The sequence below is a fragment of the Okibacterium endophyticum genome, assembly GCF_054780075.1.
The window spans coordinates 710,748-730,350 of the sequence record NZ_BAAGXA010000005.1; the positions used below are offsets into that span (position 1 = coordinate 710,748).

The 19,603-nt window shown below is 64.2% G+C and carries 22 protein-coding genes and 1 tRNA gene; 15 read left to right on the forward strand and 8 right to left on the reverse strand.

The genetic code is table 11. The annotated features are described in order from the left end of the window. The first annotated feature begins 17 nt into the window (after positions 1–17). The 8 genes from obgE to ACYVF5_RS07665 all read left to right on the forward strand — a co-directional run bounded on the left by obgE (position 18) and on the right by ACYVF5_RS07665 (position 6,353). Positions 18–1,601: a GTPase ObgE gene (gene obgE / locus ACYVF5_RS07630; protein ID WP_460944933.1), complete on the forward strand. Its 1,584-nt coding sequence runs from the start codon at positions 18–20 to the stop codon at positions 1,599–1,601. After that, entirely contained in the window at positions 1,601–2,422 is an 822-nt protein-coding gene (gene proB, locus ACYVF5_RS07635) for a glutamate 5-kinase (protein ID WP_460944935.1), read from the forward strand. Before obgE ends, proB begins: the two co-directional genes overlap by 1 nt. A gap of 66 nt (positions 2,423–2,488) precedes the next feature. Further along, on the forward strand, positions 2,489–3,790 hold the full coding sequence (locus ACYVF5_RS07640) for a glutamate-5-semialdehyde dehydrogenase (RefSeq protein ID WP_460944937.1): 1,302 nt from the start codon (positions 2,489–2,491) through the stop codon (positions 3,788–3,790). 49 nt (positions 3,791–3,839) lie between these two features. Next, a complete protein-coding gene (locus ACYVF5_RS07645) occupies positions 3,840–4,052 on the forward strand; it encodes a hypothetical protein (RefSeq protein ID WP_460944939.1) in 213 nt (70 codons plus the stop codon). Positions 4,053–4,061: 9 nt separating this feature from the next. Further along, the gene (gene nadD, locus ACYVF5_RS07650; protein WP_460944941.1) at positions 4,062–4,661 is read left to right on the forward strand and encodes a nicotinate-nucleotide adenylyltransferase; all 600 of its coding nucleotides are present in this window, start codon (positions 4,062–4,064) and stop codon (positions 4,659–4,661) included. Continuing rightward, entirely contained in the window at positions 4,658–5,782 is a 1,125-nt protein-coding gene (locus tag ACYVF5_RS07655) for a hypothetical protein (protein ID WP_460944943.1), read from the forward strand. The genes nadD and ACYVF5_RS07655 overlap by 4 nt, the downstream gene beginning before the upstream one ends. Positions 5,783–5,822: 40 nt before the next feature. After that, entirely contained in the window at positions 5,823–6,209 is a 387-nt protein-coding gene (rsfS, locus tag ACYVF5_RS07660) for a ribosome silencing factor (protein WP_460944945.1), read from the forward strand. A 71-nt stretch (positions 6,210–6,280) separates the two neighbouring features. Next, positions 6,281–6,353 (forward strand) — tRNA-Ala (locus tag ACYVF5_RS07665). Between the two features lie 200 nt (positions 6,354–6,553). Here ACYVF5_RS07665 and ACYVF5_RS07670 read toward each other — a convergent pair. After that, a complete protein-coding gene (locus ACYVF5_RS07670; RefSeq protein WP_460945313.1) occupies positions 6,554–7,576 on the reverse strand; it encodes an NAD(P)-dependent alcohol dehydrogenase in 1,023 nt (340 codons plus the stop codon). A 183-nt stretch (positions 7,577–7,759) separates the two neighbouring features. Here ACYVF5_RS07670 and ACYVF5_RS07675 point away from each other — a divergent pair, with 183 nt between their 5' ends. Beyond that, on the forward strand, positions 7,760–8,401 hold the full coding sequence (locus ACYVF5_RS07675; protein ID WP_460944947.1) for a TetR/AcrR family transcriptional regulator: 642 nt from the start codon (positions 7,760–7,762) through the stop codon (positions 8,399–8,401). Positions 8,402–8,615: 214 nt separating this feature from the next. Here the strand turns inward: ACYVF5_RS07675 and ACYVF5_RS07680 are convergent, their stop codons facing one another. Next, on the reverse strand, positions 8,616–9,275 hold the full coding sequence (locus tag ACYVF5_RS07680; RefSeq protein WP_460944949.1) for an alpha/beta fold hydrolase: 660 nt from the start codon (positions 9,273–9,275) through the stop codon (positions 8,616–8,618). 150 nt (positions 9,276–9,425) lie between these two features. After that, positions 9,426–10,079 carry a TetR/AcrR family transcriptional regulator gene (locus tag ACYVF5_RS07685; RefSeq protein ID WP_460944951.1) on the reverse strand — a complete coding sequence of 218 codons (654 nt, stop codon included), beginning with the start codon at positions 10,077–10,079 and terminating at the stop codon, positions 9,426–9,428. Positions 10,080–10,112: 33 nt separating this feature from the next. Here ACYVF5_RS07685 and ACYVF5_RS07690 point away from each other — a divergent pair, with 33 nt between their 5' ends. Continuing rightward, positions 10,113–11,108 (forward strand): DMT family transporter, encoded by a 996-nt coding sequence (locus ACYVF5_RS07690; protein ID WP_460944953.1) that lies wholly within the window; start codon positions 10,113–10,115, stop codon positions 11,106–11,108. On the opposite strand, the gene ACYVF5_RS07695 is transcribed toward ACYVF5_RS07690, so the two are convergent. Then, positions 11,032–11,655: a TetR/AcrR family transcriptional regulator gene (locus ACYVF5_RS07695; protein WP_460944955.1), complete on the reverse strand. Its 624-nt coding sequence runs from the start codon at positions 11,653–11,655 to the stop codon at positions 11,032–11,034. The genes ACYVF5_RS07690 and ACYVF5_RS07695 overlap by 77 nt on opposite strands. 83 nt (positions 11,656–11,738) lie before the next feature. Here ACYVF5_RS07695 and ACYVF5_RS07700 point away from each other — a divergent pair, with 83 nt between their 5' ends. Continuing rightward, entirely contained in the window at positions 11,739–12,014 is a 276-nt protein-coding gene (locus ACYVF5_RS07700) for a DUF1905 domain-containing protein (RefSeq protein ID WP_460944957.1), read from the forward strand. Beyond that, positions 12,011–12,808 carry an alpha/beta fold hydrolase gene (locus ACYVF5_RS07705; RefSeq protein ID WP_460944959.1) on the forward strand — a complete coding sequence of 266 codons (798 nt, stop codon included), beginning with the start codon at positions 12,011–12,013 and terminating at the stop codon, positions 12,806–12,808. Before ACYVF5_RS07700 ends, ACYVF5_RS07705 begins: the two co-directional genes overlap by 4 nt. Positions 12,809–12,855: 47 nt before the next feature. Here the strand turns inward: ACYVF5_RS07705 and ACYVF5_RS07710 are convergent, their stop codons facing one another. After that, on the reverse strand, positions 12,856–13,044 hold the full coding sequence (locus ACYVF5_RS07710) for a hypothetical protein (protein ID WP_460944961.1): 189 nt from the start codon (positions 13,042–13,044) through the stop codon (positions 12,856–12,858). Positions 13,045–13,196: 152 nt separating this feature from the next. Between ACYVF5_RS07710 and ACYVF5_RS07715 the strand changes: the two genes are divergently transcribed. Continuing rightward, on the forward strand, positions 13,197–13,892 hold the full coding sequence (locus tag ACYVF5_RS07715) for a response regulator transcription factor (protein WP_460944963.1): 696 nt from the start codon (positions 13,197–13,199) through the stop codon (positions 13,890–13,892). 10 nt (positions 13,893–13,902) lie between these two features. Next, positions 13,903–14,976 carry a sensor histidine kinase gene (locus ACYVF5_RS07720; RefSeq protein ID WP_460945315.1) on the forward strand — a complete coding sequence of 358 codons (1,074 nt, stop codon included), beginning with the start codon at positions 13,903–13,905 and terminating at the stop codon, positions 14,974–14,976. A gap of 21 nt (positions 14,977–14,997) precedes the next feature. Here ACYVF5_RS07720 and vanX read toward each other — a convergent pair whose 3' ends face one another. The 3 genes from vanX to ACYVF5_RS07735 are packed head-to-tail and all read right to left on the reverse strand — an operon-like array spanning position 14,998 to position 17,625. Further along, the gene (gene vanX / locus ACYVF5_RS07725; protein ID WP_460945317.1) at positions 14,998–15,606 is read right to left on the reverse strand and encodes a D-Ala-D-Ala dipeptidase VanX; all 609 of its coding nucleotides are present in this window, start codon (positions 15,604–15,606) and stop codon (positions 14,998–15,000) included. Positions 15,607–15,638: 32 nt separating this feature from the next. Beyond that, a complete protein-coding gene (gene vanA-Sc, locus ACYVF5_RS07730) occupies positions 15,639–16,679 on the reverse strand; it encodes a D-alanine--(R)-lactate ligase VanA-Sc (protein WP_460944964.1) in 1,041 nt (346 codons plus the stop codon). Then, complete coding sequence (locus ACYVF5_RS07735; protein ID WP_460945319.1) at positions 16,672–17,625, reverse strand: D-isomer specific 2-hydroxyacid dehydrogenase family protein; 954 nt, start codon at positions 17,623–17,625, stop codon at positions 16,672–16,674. The genes vanA-Sc and ACYVF5_RS07735 overlap by 8 nt, the downstream gene beginning before the upstream one ends. A gap of 470 nt (positions 17,626–18,095) precedes the next feature. Between ACYVF5_RS07735 and ACYVF5_RS07740 the strand changes: the two genes are divergently transcribed. Next, on the forward strand, positions 18,096–19,427 hold the full coding sequence (locus tag ACYVF5_RS07740; RefSeq protein ID WP_460944966.1) for a D-alanyl-D-alanine carboxypeptidase family protein: 1,332 nt from the start codon (positions 18,096–18,098) through the stop codon (positions 19,425–19,427). Positions 19,428–19,603: the final 176 nt, after the last annotated feature.

Here is a 19,603-nt window from a genome sequence, read left to right on the forward strand (position 1 = left end):
AACGGAGGGAATTACTCGTGGCAACCTTTGTCGACGAAGTGACACTGCATGTGCGCGCCGGCAACGGCGGCAACGGATGTGTCTCGGTACGGCGCGAGAAGTTCAAGCCTCTCGCGGGCCCAGACGGCGGCAACGGCGGCGACGGGGGTGACATCGTTCTTGTGGCCGATTCACAGGTCACAACGCTCCTCGGGTATCACCGGTCTCCCCACCGCACATCGCAGAACGGCGGGTTCGGCATGGGCGACAACCGCCATGGAGCACACGGCGAAACGCTTGAGCTCGCGGTTCCGGTCGGAACCGTTGTGAAGTCGAGCGCGGGTGATGAGATCGCGGACCTCACCGATGACGGGATGCGGGTCGTGATCGCCGCAGGCGGACAAGGCGGTCTCGGGAACGCCGCGCTGTCGACGACGAAGCGCAAGGCGCCAGGATTCGCCCTGCTCGGCACACCGGGGTGGGAGGGCGATGTCGTTCTCGAGCTCAAGATCGTCGCAGACGTGGCGCTCGTGGGGTATCCCTCTGCCGGCAAGTCGAGCCTGATCGCGGCGATCTCGGCGGCAAAGCCGAAGATCGCCGATTATCCGTTCACCACGCTGCACCCCAACCTCGGTGTTGTGCAGGCGGGCGACAACCGATTCACCGTCGCCGACGTGCCCGGGTTGATCGAGGGCGCCAGCGAGGGCAAAGGGCTCGGCCTCGAGTTCCTGCGGCACGTGGAACGCTGTTCGGCGCTGCTCCACGTTCTCGACTGTGCGACTCTCGAGCCGGGACGTGATCCGATCAGCGACCTCGATGTCATCCTCGCGGAGCTCGCGGCGTATCCCGTTCCAGAGGGGCAGGTTCCGCTGCTCGACCGACCCCAGCTGATCGCCCTGAACAAGATCGATGTTCCAGAGGGCAGGGAGCTCGCGGACTTCGTCAAGCCGGGTCTCGAGGCCAGGGGCTACCGCGTGTTCGAGATCTCCACGGTCACTCACGAGGGGCTGCGACAGCTCTCGTTCGCCCTGGGCGAGCTCGTCGCGGCCGACCAGGCGGCTCGCGCTGCCGAGGCAGCGGCAAAACCGAGGGTCGTCATCAGGCCGAGGGCCGTCAACGAGCCCGACTTCACCATCACCGTCGAGGGCGGCAGCTACGGAAACCTCTACCGTGTCGTCGGGCAGAAGCCGGAACGCTGGGTGCAGCAGACCGATTTCACGAACGACGAGGCCGTCGGATACCTGGCGGATCGCCTCGCGAAGCTCGGCATCGAGGACCAGTTGTTCAAAGCGGGAGCCGTGGCTGGGTCGACAGTCGTGATTGGCCGGGAAGACGGAGTGGTGTTCGATTGGGAGCCCACGCTGACGTCGACGGCCGAACTCATCAACACACCGCGCGGCACAGACGCGCGACTCGACGAGAACCGCCGTCAGACGCGCAACGAACGTCGAGAGCACTACTTCGACCGAATGGATGCCAAAGCGAGGGCCAGAGAGGAACTCGTGCAAGAAGGCCAGGCCGGACTCTGGAGTGAGTCTCTTTCGGAGGCTGACGGGTCCACGGGAACAGATGAGCCCGCCGCCGACGACACGACGGGTGCACCTGCGGGCGAGGACCGCTGATGGTGCTGGCAGATCGACGTGAGGTGCGTACGGCCTCACGTGTGGTGGTGAAAGTCGGTTCCTCATCGATCAGCGGCGCCAACGCCGGTCAGATCACTCCGCTCGTCGACGCGTTGGCCGCGGCACACGGGCGCGGCACCGAGATCATCCTTGTGTCGTCTGGTGCCATCGCGATCGGGATGCCGTACCTGGCGCTCGAGTCGCGCCCCGTTGATCTCGCAACGCAGCAGGCGGCTGCCGCCGTCGGGCAGAACGTGCTGATCTATCGCTACCAGTACAGCCTCGACCGGTACGACATCGTCGCCGGGCAGGTGCTCCTCACGGCGGGCGACCTGGAGCATCCGACACCTCGCAGCAACGCACAGCGCGCCATGGAACGGCTGCTTTCGCTGCGGATCCTGCCCATCGTGAACGAGAACGACACGGTCGCGACGCACGAGATCCGCTTCGGCGACAACGACCGGCTGGCGGCGCTCGTCGCCATTCTCGTCAAGGCAGAAGCCCTCGTTCTTCTGAGCGACGTCGACGCTCTGTACACGAAGCCGCCGCATGAACAGGGCGCCGAGCGCATTCCGCTTGTGAAATGGGACGAATCGCTCGACGAGGTCACCTTCGGCGATGCCGGACCAGCGGGCGTCGGCACCGGGGGAGCATCGACGAAGGTGAGCGCCGCGCGACTGGCGGCGGACCACGGGACAGCTGTGCTGGTCACCTCGACGGCGAATGTCGGACGGGCGCTGTCCGGCGCACAAGAGGGCGCAGACACCCTCGGCACCTGGTTCGAAGCGAATCCTGCGCACGAGAAGCACACAACGCTCTAGGCACACATGTTGCCGGCCGACCAGCCTCGGCCTCTCCGCTTTGCGACGCTCGGTAGACTGGTGTGCATGACAGACACCGCCCAGACGGCCCCCGTGCAGGACGCGGACGGCGTGGCCCCTGTTGACAGTGCCATCGGCCGCATGCGGGCGGCTCGGGCCGCCTCGCGCACGCTCGCCGTTGCATCCGGCGACACCCGCCTCGCCGCGCTCGAGGCGATCGCGGCGGCCATCGGCGCCTCGACCGATCGGATCGTCGCGGCCAACAGCGATGACCTGGAACGCGGCCGCGCCAATGGGCTTGCCGAGGGACTCCTCGACCGGCTCCGCCTCGACGATGCTCGTCTGTCGGGCCTCGCCGCGGCCGTCCGTGAGATTGCCGCACTCGGCGACCCGCTCGGACAGACGGTGAGGGGCAGCACGCTGCCGAACGGCATCAAGATCGACCAGGTGAGGGTACCGTTCGGTGTGGTCGGTGCGATCTACGAGGCCAGGCCGAATGTGACCGTCGACATCGCCGCCCTCGCGCTCAAGAGCGGAAACGCCGTTGTGCTCCGCGGTGGTTCGGCTGCCGAGCAGAGCAATCGTGTGCTGGTGTCCGTGATTCAGAATGCCCTCGAATCGGTCGGGCTGCCGGCGGCAGCCGTTCAGACCGTCGACGATTTCGGTCGAGAAGGAGCAACAGCCCTGATGCACGCGCGGGGGCTGATCGACGTGCTCGTTCCCCGCGGCAGCGCCGGCCTGATCGAGACCGTTGTGACGGAGTCGCGTGTTCCCGTGATCGAGACCGGTGCGGGCATCGTGCATATCTATCTCGATGAGAGCGCCGATGAGAAGAGCGCCGTCGAGATCGTGCAGAACGCGAAGGTCCAGCGCCCGAGCGTGTGCAACGCCGTCGAGACCCTGCTCGTGCACCGCGCGGCGGCAGAACGCCTGCTTCCCGGTGTGCTCGGGCGCCTGCGCGAATCCGGCGTCACAGTGCATGCCGATGCGTCCACTCTGTCGATCTTCGCCGACGCCGTTCCAGCCGCAGATGACGAATGGCAGACCGAGCATCTGAGTCTCGACATCGGCGTGCGTGTCGTCGATGATCTCGACGAGGCGCTCGAGCACATCCGCCGGTACTCGACGAAGCACACGGAGTCGATCCTGACCGAGAACGTGTCGTCTGCCGAGCGTTTTCTGGCCGAAGTGGATTCCGCTGTGGTGATGGTCAACGCGTCGACACGATTCACGGACGGCGGAGAATTCGGTTTCGGCGCCGAGGTCGGCATCTCGACACAGAAGCTGCACGCTCGCGGCCCGATGGGGGTGTCCGAGCTCACGAGCACGAAATGGATCGTCCGTGGCTCCGGGCAGGTGAGACCGTAGCGGTTAGAATGATGGATGCGCCGTTGGCGCGCAACCGAATGGAGAGCAGATGTCGTTTGCGACGATCCTTGTGACCGAGGCGGCCACCCACCACGTGGAGTTGCCGATGCCGCCGTTTATGTATGGGGTTGTCGCGCTGATCGTGTTCGCCGTGCTCGGCATCGTCACCTACTCATTTCGTGACGTGGCGAACCGTTACGCGGCGCGGGTCGACGCCCGCGCCGGCCGTCGCGGCGACGCCCAGGCAACGGACCACGAGTAGCCCTCGGGCATGGCAGACGGCATACGCCGGCCTCGGGTCGGGGTGATGGGCGGCACCTTCGACCCCATTCACCACGGCCACCTCGTGGCTGCGAGCGAAGTCGCGCAATCATTCGATCTCGATGAGGTCATCTTCGTTCCGACCGGGATCCCCTGGCACAAGACCACGGTCACCGACAGCGAGCACCGTTACCTGATGACGGTGATCGCGACGGCGTCGAACCCGAGATTCACAACGAGTCGTGTGGACATCGACCGTGACGGCACGACCTACACGATCGACACGCTTCGTGATCTGCGTCGCGCCCGGCCGGACGCGGAGCTCTTTTTCATCACCGGCGCGGACGCCGTCGAGCAGATCCTCTCGTGGAAAGACGTGAGAGAACTCTGGGAATTGGCTCATTTTGTCGCCGTCAGCAGGCCGGGGCATGCCCTCAACGTTTCTGGTTTGCCCGAGGGAGACGTAAGCTTGTTAGAAGTTCCGGCCTTGGCGATATCCTCGACAGACTGTCGGAGCCGCGTAAGCCGGGGAGATCCGGTATGGTACTTGGTTCCCGACGGTGTCGTTCAGTACATCACCAAGCACCACCTGTATCGGAGTAACCCATGACCCCGCCCGACGAGAAGCCACTGTCTCGTCGTCAGCTGCGAGAACAGCAGCAACGACAGGCCACGTCGTCTGCCTCACGCCGTGTCTCTGCGCCCACGGTCGCCGGTGGCGAGATTCCCGACGCCGCCCCGGTCGATGAGAGCACCGTCCACGCCGACAGGGCGCATGAGACCCACACAGCGCAGCCGCCACACACAGAGTCCCCAGAGGCACAGGCACACGAGCCGACACCACACGATGAGCGAGCCGGCGGCGCCGGACCGCGGGCGCCCCTGACCCGCAGGCAGGCACGACTGCAGCGGACAGCTGCCGTCGATGTTGTGACGCCGGCGTCAGCACCATCCGTGCCGTCAGCACCGGCGCCAGAGAAACAGGCAACGTCTGTGCCCGAAACGTCTGTGCCCAAAGAGACTGCACCTGCATCGACGAAGGCAGAGGGTGAGCAAGCCGGACGCACACGTGAACCGGTGACCTTTCGCGCCGGTGAGCAAGACGATCACGTCATCGCCCTCGCCGCGCAGGCCGCAGATGAAGCCGAGGCGCAGGCTGCGACGAAAGCGCGGTCCGAGAGGGACGCAGCTCGAGGCGATGCCGAGGCGCCCGAGGCGAAGCCGAAGCTGTCCACGGCGTTCGGCACAGGTGTCAAGCACGAGCAGAAGTCTCCGACAGACCTGCATGAGGCCCCGTTCGATCAGATCATCGCCCGCGGCATCGAGTCGGCGGCGACCTCGTCGAATTCGCTGATCCTGCCCACACTGCCGTCGACGGGACCCCTGACCGGGCCGATCACGTCGGGCGGAGACGTGATCATCACCGGATCAGTTGATCTGCCGCCTGGACTCGGATCGACGGGGCAGCATCCGCAGCATTTCGACAAGTCCGACATCGACGCGATGTTCGAGTCCGACGAAGACCAGCCGCCATCCACAGCAGGCACACCGGTGTCCGCGAGCAAAGCGGTGAGCACCCACACCTCGACTCGCGACGTCATCAACCCGCCCGCACCCGCGAAGAGCAACAGGATGCTTATGGTCCTCGCGATCACCGCGGGTGTGCTGGCCGTTGCTGTGCTTGCCGTGGTGATCATCGGGTTCGCGGCAGGCGCGTTCGGGGCATCGTGATGACAAGCGATGTGCGATACCTATCGAAAGGTTCTTCTCTGTGACAGCTTCTGAGTCGACGAAAGACGTCCTCGGCATCGCGGCTGCGGCTGCAGTGCAGAAGGGCGGCGAGGATCTCGTTGCACTCGATGTCTCTGGACCGCTCCCGCTCGTCGACGTGTTTCTGATCGTCACGGGCAACAGCGAACGGAACGTGCTCGCGATCGCGGGCGAAGTGGAAGACCGTGTGAACGAATCGGGGCAACGGACGCTTCGTCGTGAAGGTCGTTCAGAGGGGCGTTGGGTTCTGCTCGATTTCGGTGACCTCGTTGTGCACGTCTTCCATGAAGAAGACCGCATGTACTATCAGCTCGAGCGCCTCTGGAAGGACTGCCCGGTTGTGCCTGTGAGTGAGGCTCTTGCAGCCGCACACGCGGATGACGCCTGAGTCTGCCTGGTTTTTCTCCGCTCTCTGAGTGTTGTAGACTTTTCGAGTTGCCTCCGCTGAGCGGAGGGTACGGGTCTGTGGCGCAGCTGGTAGCGCACCTGCATGGCATGCAGGGGGTCAGGGGTTCGAGTCCCCTCAGATCCACCCAGCGCTTGATGTTCAAACTCCTGTCCGTTTCATTGCGGGCAGGAGTTTGTGCTGTCTCCCTGCTGTGCGATCGTCGTCGCTGGCGGTGCGTGCACCGTCGAGGTAGGTGCTGACTCGCTAATCGGTGACTCGGAGACGTTGCCGCCTACTGCAGCGCCTCCGGGTCGAATAGCATTAGTGTCCGCGGCCGACTGCTCTCACTGTGCACGATTCGGCTCGTTATCCAGCCCGATGTGCATCCGGGCGCCGTCAGTCGATAGTGATGACGACCTTGCCGCGGACGCCGCCCCCTCGAGGCGATGATGGGCATTCGCGGTCTCGGAGAGCGGGAACACCGAATCGACCGTGGGCCGCAAGGTGCCGGCGTCGGCCATCTGGGTGAGTTCTGCGAATAGTTCGTGTGCAGGCTTTCCACGGAAGAACCGGATGCGGCGCTTTCCATGGATAGACGAGCCGACGATCGTAGCCAGACTCGTGACGATGTGGTTTGTATCGAACCTCGCTGCCACCATTCTCCCCTTCGGGGCAAGAAGCCGACGGTAACGACGAAGCTCGGTGCCTACGGTATCGACGATTACATCGAAGCGGCCCAGGTTCTCGGGCCCGGTGACGCGGTAATCATAGACTTCGTCCGCACCGATCTCGCGAACGAAATCTAGGGTGCTTGAGCCCGCCAACGCGGTGACATGCGCTCCAAAGGCCTTTCCCACCTGTACGACCGCACTACCTACGCCACCGGCGGCGCCCCGCACGAGCAGTCTTTCACCGGGCGCCAATCCCGCCACTCGTCGAAGTGCAATGAGAGCAGTCATTCCTCCGAGCGGCAAAGTAGCTGCCTCGACCGGCGAGAGGTCGCGTGGTGCATATGAAATTTGCCCGGGCTCCACCACAAGGTATTGGGCGAGGCTGCGGAGTGCTTGGCCTGTTTCGTCCGGCTTCTCATCGAGTGCGCCCCACACCGCTTCTCCCACCTCGAAGCCGGTGCCTGCGCTCCCGATTTCCGCTATCTCACCCACAAAATCCAAGCCCAGCTGTCGAGGAAAGGGACCTTTCATGAACCACGACGGCAACGCCCCGGACCTCAAGATCAATTCGCCACCGTTTACTGTCGCGGCATGGACTTTGATCAATAATTGCCCGGGGCGAATCGATGGAACTTCTACTAACCCATCGTAGAGGACGTCCGGTGAACCATAGTGGTCGTAAAGGGCGGCACGCATGTGAGACAAAGTTGCTTCTTTCTGGGTCTGAGGAACACTGATTACACATCGACCAACCCTGCCTTGCCTGGGAGCATTCCACCTGCTCGGCACGTGAGAGTCATGAGCGTCGAAAGCTCTCAATTCAGCCAGAATCCTCGTTCTCCATTGGTCGTGAGTTATCGTCAGCCGTACAGTGGAACGGTGCTTGCCGACGAATCCGCTCCTGCCAACGTTGAAGCTGCGCTGCGTTCGGACGCGAGATCTAACCGTGGAAGAATCCTTCGCGCCGCCCGTTCAACTCTGACTGACGATGGGATCGATGCGCCGCTGACCACCATCGCTCGACGTGCACAGGTCAGCACCGCCACCCTCTACCGGCGCTTTCCAACACGTGACGCGCTCGTCAATGAAACCTTTGCAGAACAGCTGGCCGAGTGCACCGCCGCGCTCCACATGGCGCTGAAGGACAGGGACCCCTGGCACGGGATGTGCATTTTCATCGAGTCCATCTTCGCCATCCAGGTTAGCGACCGTGGCTTCACCGAAGCATTCTTCGTCCGTAACCCGAGCAAAGCCGAGCATCCCGAGCTTGATCGCAGCGAAAAGGCGATAGCCGAGTTGATCCGACGCTGTCAGGAGGCGGGCAAGATGCGGTTGGACGTCGTGCCCAGCGACATAACGCTTGCCCTCATTGCCAATGCTGCCCTTGTCGCGCGCCTGCCTGACCCGAAACAAGCCTCTGCACGCCTAGGCGGGCAACTGCTGCGTGCGTTCTCAGCTGGATCGAATCAGTCATTGCCGCCCGCACCGATCCTGGCTCTCGGGCCCGTGCTCACCAGATGAGCTGAACCTTATCGATCGTCCAAGTCTAATGGCGACGCGGGCGGGTGCTCCTTGGCCCGCCTGGTGCTGCGAGCTTCTTCCTGGCGTGTGCCGAAACGGCAGGCACTTCCGCGACGAGTACGCCCCTGACGGGCGAGATCGCCCGGGTGATCGAAGGGTTGCGAGCACTCTCGATCGACGTATGCGTCTGGTCGGACGCTCGTGAATCATCCGTTCACCCCGACGCGATCTTTTGTGCAAAGTCGTTCAGCGCAGCCGCGACGGCTGCGGGATGCGTCAGCGTCGCGTAGTGGCCGCCCGGAATCTCGACTGGCGCGATCCCCAGGCGCTCAGAGATCTGTCTTCTCATAAAGGGCGCGGGAAAGAACTGGTCGTCGGTGCACACGATGGCCAGTGTGGGGATCGGCGGGTGGTGGTCGGCGGGCCAGGGACTCGACATCCAGTTGCCCTGCTGGTCGCGTTCTCTGCGCCGCGCCTCGTCGGCCAGCGGCTCGGAGACGCCGTTGAAGAACGAGACGGCCGGGTCATCGTCGATCGGCTCGCGATCGTGACCGGTGTTGGTCCACCACTCCACAAAGCTCTCGCCGGGAGACGGGATCATGCCGGCGAGATAGACGAGCCCGTCTGCCCGAAGCTGCAGACAGGCGAGAGAAGCCGTGAAGCCTCCCAGTGAGTGACCGACGACGATGACGTGGTTCCTGTCACCTATCGCGTCAGCTACGGTTCGGACATAGTCGTCGAGTCCGGCGTTCGCATTTTCAATGGGCAGGTCAACCGCGACTACTTCGTGGCCTGCGTTTTCGAGGTGGGGATTTACGAGGTGCCAGTCCCATGAGGTCGAACCGCCTCCGTGGATGAGTGCGAAGGTCGCCATGGTCACTCTCTGTCATCGGTGAGAACGTGGTCATCGGTGGGAACGTGATCAACCGGTTCATCATCACCATTATGTCTGTCGGGGAGTGCTGGCGGGGAGCATCGAGCGCGCTGTCGACGGCTCCGATCGCCGCAGACGGAAGCATCTGCCTCACGGCTCCGGCGTCGGCTGGACGCCGATGACGGTCCCGGGGCGGCGAGCCGCATCCTGCGGGCGCTGCTGCTCAAGCAGCAGACGAGCCACGTCACGGGCAATCTCGAACGGCTGGGCGAATGTCTCCATGCCGACAGTGACGATCGCGCCCTCATAGAGCAGCATCATCCTCTGGGCCATCGCCTGAGCGTTGTGCACTCCCGCCTCGCGGCACAGCTCGCCGAACGTGTGGAGCAGCCATGACTTCTGGCGCGAGACCTCGGGGAACACGGGGTGACCGTCGTGTCCGTCGCCGATCTCGGCCCGAGCGTTGATCGCGCTGCACCCCTTGGGGCTGTTCTCGTCGGACCACGAGATGGCCGCGTCGAAGATCGCCAACACTCGCTCGACACCCGGCTCGGGCACGCGAACCAGGTGTTCGGCGACATGGTCGCGCCACCTCGCGTCCCTGTGCTGCAGGTACGACACAACCAGCGCTTCTTTCGAGCCGAACCGGTCGTACAGCGTCTTCTTCGTGACACCGGCCGCTTCGGCTATGGTGTCGACGCCGACTGCATGGATGCCGCGTTCGTAGAACAGCCTGGAGGCTGCGTCGAGGACGCGACTCGCACCGGGAGTCAGGGGAGCGAGTTCGGGGAGGGGTGTGGTCATGCGTTAACTATACCAACCTGTATAGTCGCTGTCATGAGTAAACAGATCAGTGTACTTCGGGTCGGGGTGACGGTGACGGCCGCAGCGGCCTTCGTGGCGACATGGAGCTCCGGATTCGTCATCGCTGCGATCGCCACCGTCGAGGTCTCGCCATTGACCCTGCTCGTGTGGCGATTCGTGCCCCTGGCCGGTGTGCTGATCGTCGTGGTCGTCGTCACGGGCGCCGCCCGGGCCCTCACCCGCGCAGACCTGCGGCGGCAGGCCGTCATCGGCCTGTTCGCTCAGTTCGGATACTGCGCATCCGTCTACGCCGCGATCGCTGCAGGCGTCGCAACGGGCACAACGGCGTTGATCGATGCCGTCCAGCCGCTCGTGGTCGCGATGCTCGTCGGCCCGTTGTTGGGCATCAGGGTGCGGGGCACCCAGTGGGCCGGCCTGGTCGTCGGCGCACTGGGCGTCCTGCTCGTCGTCCAGTCGCAGATGGAGGGCTCGGATGCTCTCCCGGCGGCCTATCTGCTGCCCGTTCTTGCGATGGCGTGTCTGATCGTTGGCACTTTCGTCCAGCGTCGCTCGAACACCGCGCCGGGCGTGCTCGTGACGTTGGCCGTCCACGTCGGAGTGACGGCGGTGGCGCTCGTCGCAATGGCGGCGATGACGGGAGCACTTGTGCCGCCCGCGTCATCGTCGTTCTGGCTCGCGGCGGTGCTCGCGGCGGCGTTCCCGACGTTGGCCGCATACGGCCTCTACTGGTGGTTGTTGCGTCGGGTGGGCATCACGGTGCTCAACGCCCTCCTCTTTCTTGTCGCACCCGCCACCGCCGCGGCCGGCGCCGTGCTGCTCGGCGAGCCGCTCACCGTTGTGACCCTCGTCGGGTTTGTGCTCTGCGGTGCCGGCGTGGCTGTTGTGCTGGCCGGCGAAGCGCGCACAGCTCGTGGCCGGATGACCGAGACGGTCATCGTCGAACGGCAAAGGCCCGGAGGAAGGTCTCGAGCGCTCGGTCGACATGATGCTGGATCTCCGTGTCGCTGAGCTGCGAGGCGGCGTCGCCCAACATCATGGCTCGGTTGAGCGGCTCACCCATGACGAGCCAGTTCAATTGGGTCGCGGCTGCGTCGGCATCCGGCACGTGGAGCATTTCCAGACTGTCGAAGGTGCGCAGGATCGTCGCGAGCGCGTTGATCGCCCGGCGGGGACCGTGCTCGTACAGCGCGGCCGCCAGCTCTGGAGAGCGGACCGCCTCAGTGACCACGAGCCGGCGTAGGGCGAGAATGGACGGGGTCAGGACCGTGCTCAACTGGTTGCGAAGCACAGCACCCAGAACGGTGCGTGGGTCGGTGTCGTGATCGATGGGTGCAGGGTCGGCGAGCACGGTATGAGCGGCGCCGGCAGTTGTTGTTGTGACCAGCTCGAGGAACAGGGCGCGCTTGCTGCCGAAATGGCTGTAGAGCGTCTGTTTCGCTACCCCGGACTCCTTCGCAATGGAGTCCATCGTCACCGAGTCATAGCCGGTGGCGAGGAACTGCCGTTCGGCGGCGGCGAGCATTGCATCGCGTTTCTGAATCGAACTGGGTCGCACGTGAGGACCTCCTTGCTTAAATCATACTCATGGGTCTACTGTCGAAGTTGTAAGACTCGGCAGTCTAAAAAAGGGAGATCACGGTGTTCACCAAACCACCACTCGAGTTCGAGGCGGAGCTACGCGTCGCCCCAGAGGCGGCGTCGTGGACGGTCTTCGACGTGCCCGGTTCAGAACCCTATTTCGGCACAAGGCAGCCGACGCGAGTTGTCGGAACCGTTGACGACACACCCGTCGAGATCACGCTGATGCCGACCAAGAACGGACACGTCGGACCGGTGAAGGCGGCGACGCGGAAGGCGCTCGGCAAACAGGCCGGCGACCGGGTGCGGGTGCGTATCGCGGCGGCCAGCGCATGACCGAGCTCGTCACGCAGGCCGGCGACACGGTGGTCTTCGATCGTTATGGGCCGGTGGGCGCCCCGGCCGTGCTCTTCATCTCGGGAGCCGGACCGATTCGCGCCGATGACCCCGTGACCACCGAGACCGCCCGTCGCATCGGGGAACAGGGGTTCCAGGCGAGTGTGCACGATCGCATTGGTCGTGGCGATTCTTCGGGCTCCGGTCCGATCGCTCTCGACCGCGAACTCGCCGCGATCGATGCCATAGCGGATGAGCTCAATGCCCCGGTCGTTCTCGTTGGCCACTCATCGGGGTGCGCGATCGCCATCCGTGCCGCGCGCCGAGTCGAACGCCTCGCCGGGCTCGTGCTCTGGGAGGCTCCCTTCGGGCAGTTCGACAAGGGGGCGCCCGAGTGGTGGGCCGATGTCGCGGCGAGCATCGACCGAGGGGATCTCGAGCAGGCTATCACCGAGTACATGGTCGACATGCCACCTGAGTGGCTCGAAGAGCTCCGTGCTTCACCGGCCTATCCTGAGCTGATTCTGAGTTGGATTCCTGATGGAACAGCTCTTGCGAACGTCGAATCCGACGGCCTGCCGTCAGCACTACGCGACCTCAGCGTGCCGGTGCTTGCGCTGGTCGGAACAGAGAGCTTTCCGGGGATGGCTGAGGCGGCGGCGAGCATCGCAGACGCAGCACCACGCGGATCCCATGAAGAGCTTCTCGGGGCGTGGCATTCCTGGGACCCGGAAGCGATGGCGTCACGGCTGGTTGCCCTGCTGACAGCAGGGCGGATGCCGGAAACCGTGTGAGGGGCGGGAAACTCCAACCGGAGTCGAGCTGAGGAGCGCTACCGCGGTCACGGCTTGCGGCGGAATGTCGCCATCGTGGGTCGGCGTGAGCGTTCCTTGTCGAGGCCAGCCCGCTCGAGCGTCCGCAGGATGTGGGGAGGAAGCTCCGCTGCCGGGGGTGCCGGGCCGCGCAGCGCGTCCGTGGCGCGGCCGAGCAGACCGATCCAGGTCCATCCGACAGCAGGGATCGCCGCCATCTGTACGAGCAGGTAGACAGGCCGCAGAGCCTCAGGTATCGCGGCAGCAGCCTCTCCACCGGCGAAAGCGCTGCGGTGAGCGCCACGCCTGAGGGTGCGCTGCGCAGTGTTCGATATGCCGACGATATGCGTCGCCTTCTAGTATCGAGAGCATGCGTGTGTTGGTCGTCGAGGACGAGCCCTACATGGCCGAGGCCATCCGCGATGGGCTGCGCTTGGAGGCGATAGCGGCCGATGTCGCCGGTGACGGCGATACGGCTCTGGAGCTGTTGAGCATCAACGCGTACGACATCGTCGTCCTCGACCGCGACATCCCCGGGCCCTCCGGTGACGAGATCGCTGAGAGCATCGTCGCCTCGGGCAGCGGCATGCCGATCCTGATGCTCACCGCCGCAGACCGGCTCGACGACAAGGCCTCCGGGTTCGAACTCGGCGCCGACGACTATCTCACGAAGCCGTTCGAACTCCGAGAGCTCGTGCTCCGTCTCAGGGCCCTCGACCGCAGACGTGCGCACAACAGGCCGCCGGTGAGGGAGATCGCAGGCCTGCGTCTGGATCCGTTCCGCCGCGAGGTCTACCGGGACGGCCGGTACGTCGCGCTGACCAGAAAACAGTTCGCCGTGCTCGACGTCCTCGTCGCCGCTGAAGGGGGTGTCATCAGCGCCGAAGAGCTCCTGGAGCGAGCGTGGGACGAGAACGCCGACCCGTTCACCAACGCCGTGCGCATCACGGTCTCCGCCCTGCGCAAACGACTCGGCGAGCCCTGGCTCATCGCCACGGTGCCGGGCGTCGGCTACCGGATCGACACCGGACGAGACGCCGGAACCGCGGGAGGCGAGGGTGGATAGAGCGCCCGGGCTGAGCGTTCGCCTCAAATTCACACTCAGCTATGCCGGGTTCCTTATGCTCGCGTCTGCGTTGCTGCTTGCGGCCGTGTGGGTGTTCCTGCTGCGTTACGTACCCGAGTCGATCGATACCCCCGGCGGGATCTGGACCCTGCAAGCCGACCTGCTGCGCGCCTTCGTCCCGGCGGCGGCCGCGGTGCTGGCGTTCCTGCTGGTATTCGGTCTTCTCGGAGGATGGATCCTCGCCGGCCGGATGCTCGCCCCCCTGGCGCGGATCACCGGTGCCACGCGCAAGGCTGCGAACGGATCACTCTCATACCGGATCGAGCTGGAAGGACGGGCGGACGAGTTCCGCGAGCTCGCCGACAGCTTCGACAGCATGCTCTCACAGCTCGAAGCGCACTTCGCCGAACAGCGGAGGTTCGCGGCCAACGCCTCGCACGAGCTTCGCACTCCGCTGGCGATCACGCAGACCCTTCTCGACGTCGCCCGCAACGATCCGGCACGCAACAGCGGCGAGCTCGACGACCGCCTCTACGCCGTCAACGCCCGCGCGATCGAACTCACCGAGGCTTTGCTCCTGCTCAGTCGGGCCGATCAGCGGTCCTTCATCCGAGAACACGTTGATCTCTCCCTGGTCGCGGAAGAAGCCACCGAGACCCTCCTCTTTCTCGCGGAGAAGCATGGGGTCGCCATCGAGACCTCCGGAGAGATCGCCCCGACCATGGGCTCACAGGCCCTCTTGCTGCAGATGACCACGAACCTCCTGCACAACGCCATCGTCCACAACCTCTCCGAACACGGCACCGTGCGGGTCACCACTGCCATTCGTTCCGGGTCCGTTGTGCTCATCGTCGAGAACACCGGCGACAAGCTCAGTCCACAGCTGGTCGCGACGCTCACCGAGCCGTTCCAGCGCGGGACCGAACGCGTACGCACCCACCACGCGGGTGTCGGCCTCGGCCTGGCGATCGTCAAAAGCATCGTCAACGCACACAACGGAACCCTCACCCTGACCCCCGGTGCCGCAGGGGGACTCTGCGTCACCGTGAACCTGCCGGCCGCCCCGTCGCACACGGGCGGGTGACGATCGGGGGTGCTGCCGGCTCTACCTGACGGGAAAGTCGAAATACGTGTCCGGGTAGGGCTCGGCGTGCAGTGTGTAATGCCACCACTCGCGGTCGTATCGATCGAAGCCGGAGTCCTCCATGATGGAGCACAGATCGTGGCGGTTTCTCTCGTCGACCGGCGTGATTCCTTCTGCTCCATGATGCGAGATCGGGTCCATCAGATCATGGTCACCGCCCATGGGGGCCCGTTCGCCCGTGACCAGGTGATAGAGCGTCACGTCGACCGTGCTGCCTCGGCTGTGGCCGGATCTGGCGGCCACATATCCCTTTTCGAAGATCTCCGCTCTGTCGATGTTCGGGTAGTGTCGCAGCTTGGTTCGGCCATCCTCCGGCTGTTCTGCCCACCGCATAAAAGCATCCACAGCGCGTTGCGGACGATATCCATCCCAGAGAAGCAATCCGAAGCCACGCGACGCTGCCTTTTCTTGTGCGCTCTCCAGGGCCGCGCACAACGCCCTCGTGCCCACAATTCGATTTGCCAGGTATCCGTCCACGGGTTTGCCGGTGAAGTTGTCCCAGGTGGCATATTTGGCATCCCAGCGGATTCCGGGGACGAACTCGTCCACATAGACGAAATCGTGCACCAAGACCGGGTCGTCCACCACAAGAGAACGGCCCTTCATCGCCTTTTCCCCGTCACAGCCAGCGACATGACCCTGTCGAGCACATCGGCGAGCGGCAGCCCCGCGGCCGCCATCATTCTCGGGTAGCGGCTGTATGAGGTCATGCCGGGAAACGTATTGACCTCGTTGAGGACGACCGTTCCGTCTTGCGTGAGGAACATGTCCACTCGCGAGAGCCCTCTGCATCCCAGAGCGCGATATACGGCCTTTGCGGTCTCTTGGACGAGCGAGCGGGATTCTGCCGAGATGTCAGCGGGAACGACGGGCGTCGAGTTCTCCGAGCCGGTTTCAGGTTCGCTCTCCTGATGGATTCTGAAGAAGCCGTGGGTGAGAGAGATCCGGTCCACCTCGCCCGCGATCAGATCCGGATCGTTCCCCAGGATGGCGCATCCGACCTCGCTGCCGACGACAGCCTCTTCGATCAGCACCTTCGAGTCGTACTGTCTCGCGGTTTCCACCGCACTCAGAAGCTCTTCTTTGCGAGACACCTTGCTGACGCCGAAAGACGACCCAGAGCGTGCCGGCTTGACGAAGACGGGATAGGTCAGCCCGTCGGGATCGAGGCTCTCGTCCGAGGTGACGGTCCAGAAGTTCGGTGTTGCGATTCCCGCGCTTCTCGCGACGATGTAGGCGAGGGACTTGTCCATGCAGAGGGCGGAACTCTGAATATCGCAACCGACGTAGGGGATGCCGGAGAGCTCCAACAAGCCCTGCATCGCACCGTCCTCGCCCAGCGTGCCGTGCAGAACAGGCAGCACGAGGTCAAGACCGATCGTTTCGTATCGTCCGTTCTCCAGGACGAGCAATCCGTGGATGCTTCTGTCCGGCGACAGCATGGCCGGACGGCAATCACCGTTCTCCAGATCTGCGTCAGGAGAGTCGCACAGCTTCCATGCACCGTGTGTTGTGATCCCGATAAAAAACGGTTCGTATTTTGCGGTGTCGAGGTGTCGTGCGACCTCTCGCGCAGACTTGACAGAGACAGGATGCTCCTCGGAGGAGCCCCCGAAGACGATTCCGACCTTCACCCTATCCATGGTGCTTCTCGCTTTCGCGGGTCACGCAGTTGATGAGACTGTTCTGAACGGCGTCTCGCAGGGCGTGGTCGGTGTAATAGGCGGTGTGCGGACTGATGAGCACATTCGGCAGCCTCTGCAGTCGCAGCAGCGCCGTGCTTTCGACGGGCTCGCTCCGGCGGTCGGTGTAGAAGATCCCTTCCTCACCTTCGAGCACGTCCAACGCCGCTCCGCCCAATCTGCCGCTTTCCAATGCCGAAATGAGGGCTTCGGTGTCAAGAAGCGAACCACGTCCGGTGTTGACGACGAACGCGCCGTGTTTCATCTTCTCGATACCTTGTCGATCGAGGAGATGGTGTGTGTCCGCGTTCAGCGGGGTATGGAGGGTGACGATGTCGCTGAGTTCGAGCAGGTCATCGAGAGGAACGTAATCGGCAGCGGTCTTGGAGCGATTGTCATGGGCTACCGTGCGGCAGCCGAAACCTCGCAGCCGGTCGATGACGGCTGTGCCGATGCGTCCTGTTCCGATCACCCCGATGGTGAGGTCGCGGAGTTCCTTTCCGCGGGCGCCACTCAGCCTGTAGTCGTGGTTCTCCGCGCGGTGGATGATGGATTTTGCGTTGCGCACGGCCATGAGCATCAGCATCAGTGTGTAGTCGGCCACGCTGTCGGGTGAATAGGCGACGTTGTCAACGGAGATGCCGACGCACTTCGCGTAGTCGACATCGATGTGGTTGCATCCGACGCTTCTGGTGGAGATGTATGTCACGCCTGCCTGGCTCAGTGCGAGAAGAGTGGGCCTTGTGATGCGAGTCTTGTGATCGACGCTGATACATCGGTTTCCGGATGCCAGGTGAACATTGGCTTCGGACACCGCTTCCTCGGTGATCTCTGGGACGACGCCGAAGCGAGGCGCCATCTCCTGGAACAAGGCTGCCTCGTCCTTGTCGCATCCATAGATCGTCATTCCGGTCGTGCGGACGGCGGAGGAGGCCGCGGATGCCTGCGACCGGCTGCCGCGGGCCGCTGTTCGTGCTGGTTCGGCGTGGGTCATGCACCCAGTCAAGAGTGCACGGTGTTGCCAGCGCGTATGCGCCTTTCGATATGCCTGCGATATGTTCGAGTGGCCGGGAGCTGGGGCGGGAGGCGGCAGCGTCCCATCGCCTGGACTGCGATGTGAGACGCGTGCGGCCGTTGTGGTGCTGTTCTGGAGATTGACGGCACTGTCTCGCCACTGTTGACTTGGGTGACGAGGAGGCAGTGCGGTCACCTTGCGCCGGTCGGGTAGAGCCGAGTAACCGTGATGCGACCAGGGAGCAATGATGGGACGATGACCCGCTGTATCGACGACAGAGCGCCCGTTTGGGTGCCGAGCGGCTCTAACAGCCGGGGATCGGTCACGACACCGTTGCGGATCAGGACCTGGGTCGTGCGTGCATGAGCGGGGACGGACTCGATCAATTCTCTGAGATGCTCGATCGCGCCCACGTTGATGAGGCCGAGATCATGGCAGGCGCGCGCGGTCGACGCAGGCGGGGCAGAATCGCGGCATCAGTGGTGGCGATCGTCGCGGTCGCCGCTGTCGGCACCTATGTTCCGGTGACGCTGCTGGCTCCGGTGTCCGCGGCCGCCGTCACCGTCACGATCCCCGACGCAGCCGTACCTGCTTCTGCGGCGCTCGCGCTCCCTCAGGCCGAGGCGAGCGCGGTCAGCGTGATGGGCGGAGACGACTTCGCGACGATGACCGGCGCGGCAGAGATGACGGCGGCAGCGGGCAGCGACGAACCGCGCCCGCTCGCGAGTATCAGCAAGGTGATCACGGCACTGGTGATCCTCGACGCCAAGCCGATCGCAGTGGGGGAGGACGGCCCCACCATCGTCTTCGATGAGGCGGACTCCGACCTGTACGACAAGTACTACCTAATGGACGCCACCATCCAGCCGATGGATGAGGGATCGAGCATGTCTGAGCATGACGCGCTCGAGCTGATGCTGATCGTCTCTGCTTCGAACTACGCCGAGGCCCTCTCGACCTGGGCATACGGTTCGCAGCGGAGTTTTCGCAACGCCGCTGCCGACTGGCTTGCCGCGAACGGGTTGACGGGAACGACCCTCGTCGAGCCGACAGGCATCGACCCCGGCAATGTCAGCACCGCCACCGACCTGATCACACTCGGCAAACTCGCGATGGCGAACCCCGTCGTCGCCGAGATCGTTCAGGCATCGGCGCTCGACGTGACGGGGTTCGCCGCGTTGCCGAACACGAATCACCTTCTCGGACTGGACGGGATCAACGGAATAAAGACGGGGACCCTCGACGAGGGCGGCGCGTGCCTTCTCTTCTCTGCGCAGCTCGACGTCGGTCTGGGCACTCCGCTGACCGTGATCGGATCGGTGCTCGGCGGCTCGAACCATGCTGTTGTGGACGGGCAGGTCACGGCCCTTCTCGACAGCATCAGAGCCGGATTCAACACCGTTGCGCTCATCGGCGATGGCCAGGAGGTCGGTGCGTACTCGACCATGTGGGGTGATGACGCAGCCGTCGTCACCGGGGAGCCGGCATCCGTTCTCACGTGGTCCGACACCCCGATCACGTCGCGCGTCGAGACGAAACCGGTCGAGACCGGTTCGACCGGAACAGAGGTGGGCACGGTGACCTTCACCGCCGGGGCATCGTCTGTCGTTGTGCCGCTCGTTCTGCGGGGCTCGATCGAGGCGCCGGATGCCTGGTGGCGATTGACGCATCCCGTCGAGTTGCTCGCTCACTGATTCGTCGCTTCAGCCGTCGCCAACGCACCGAATGATGCGGCGAAGCGTGCTTTGGCGACGGCCGAACACACGATATCGGTGCCGGTCTCAGTTCACTTCTCCTTTCATTTTTTAGGTGAGCGAGGTCGAGCACCGGCACGGCAGGATCGTTCAGCGCTCTGAAAAGTAAAGCCCCA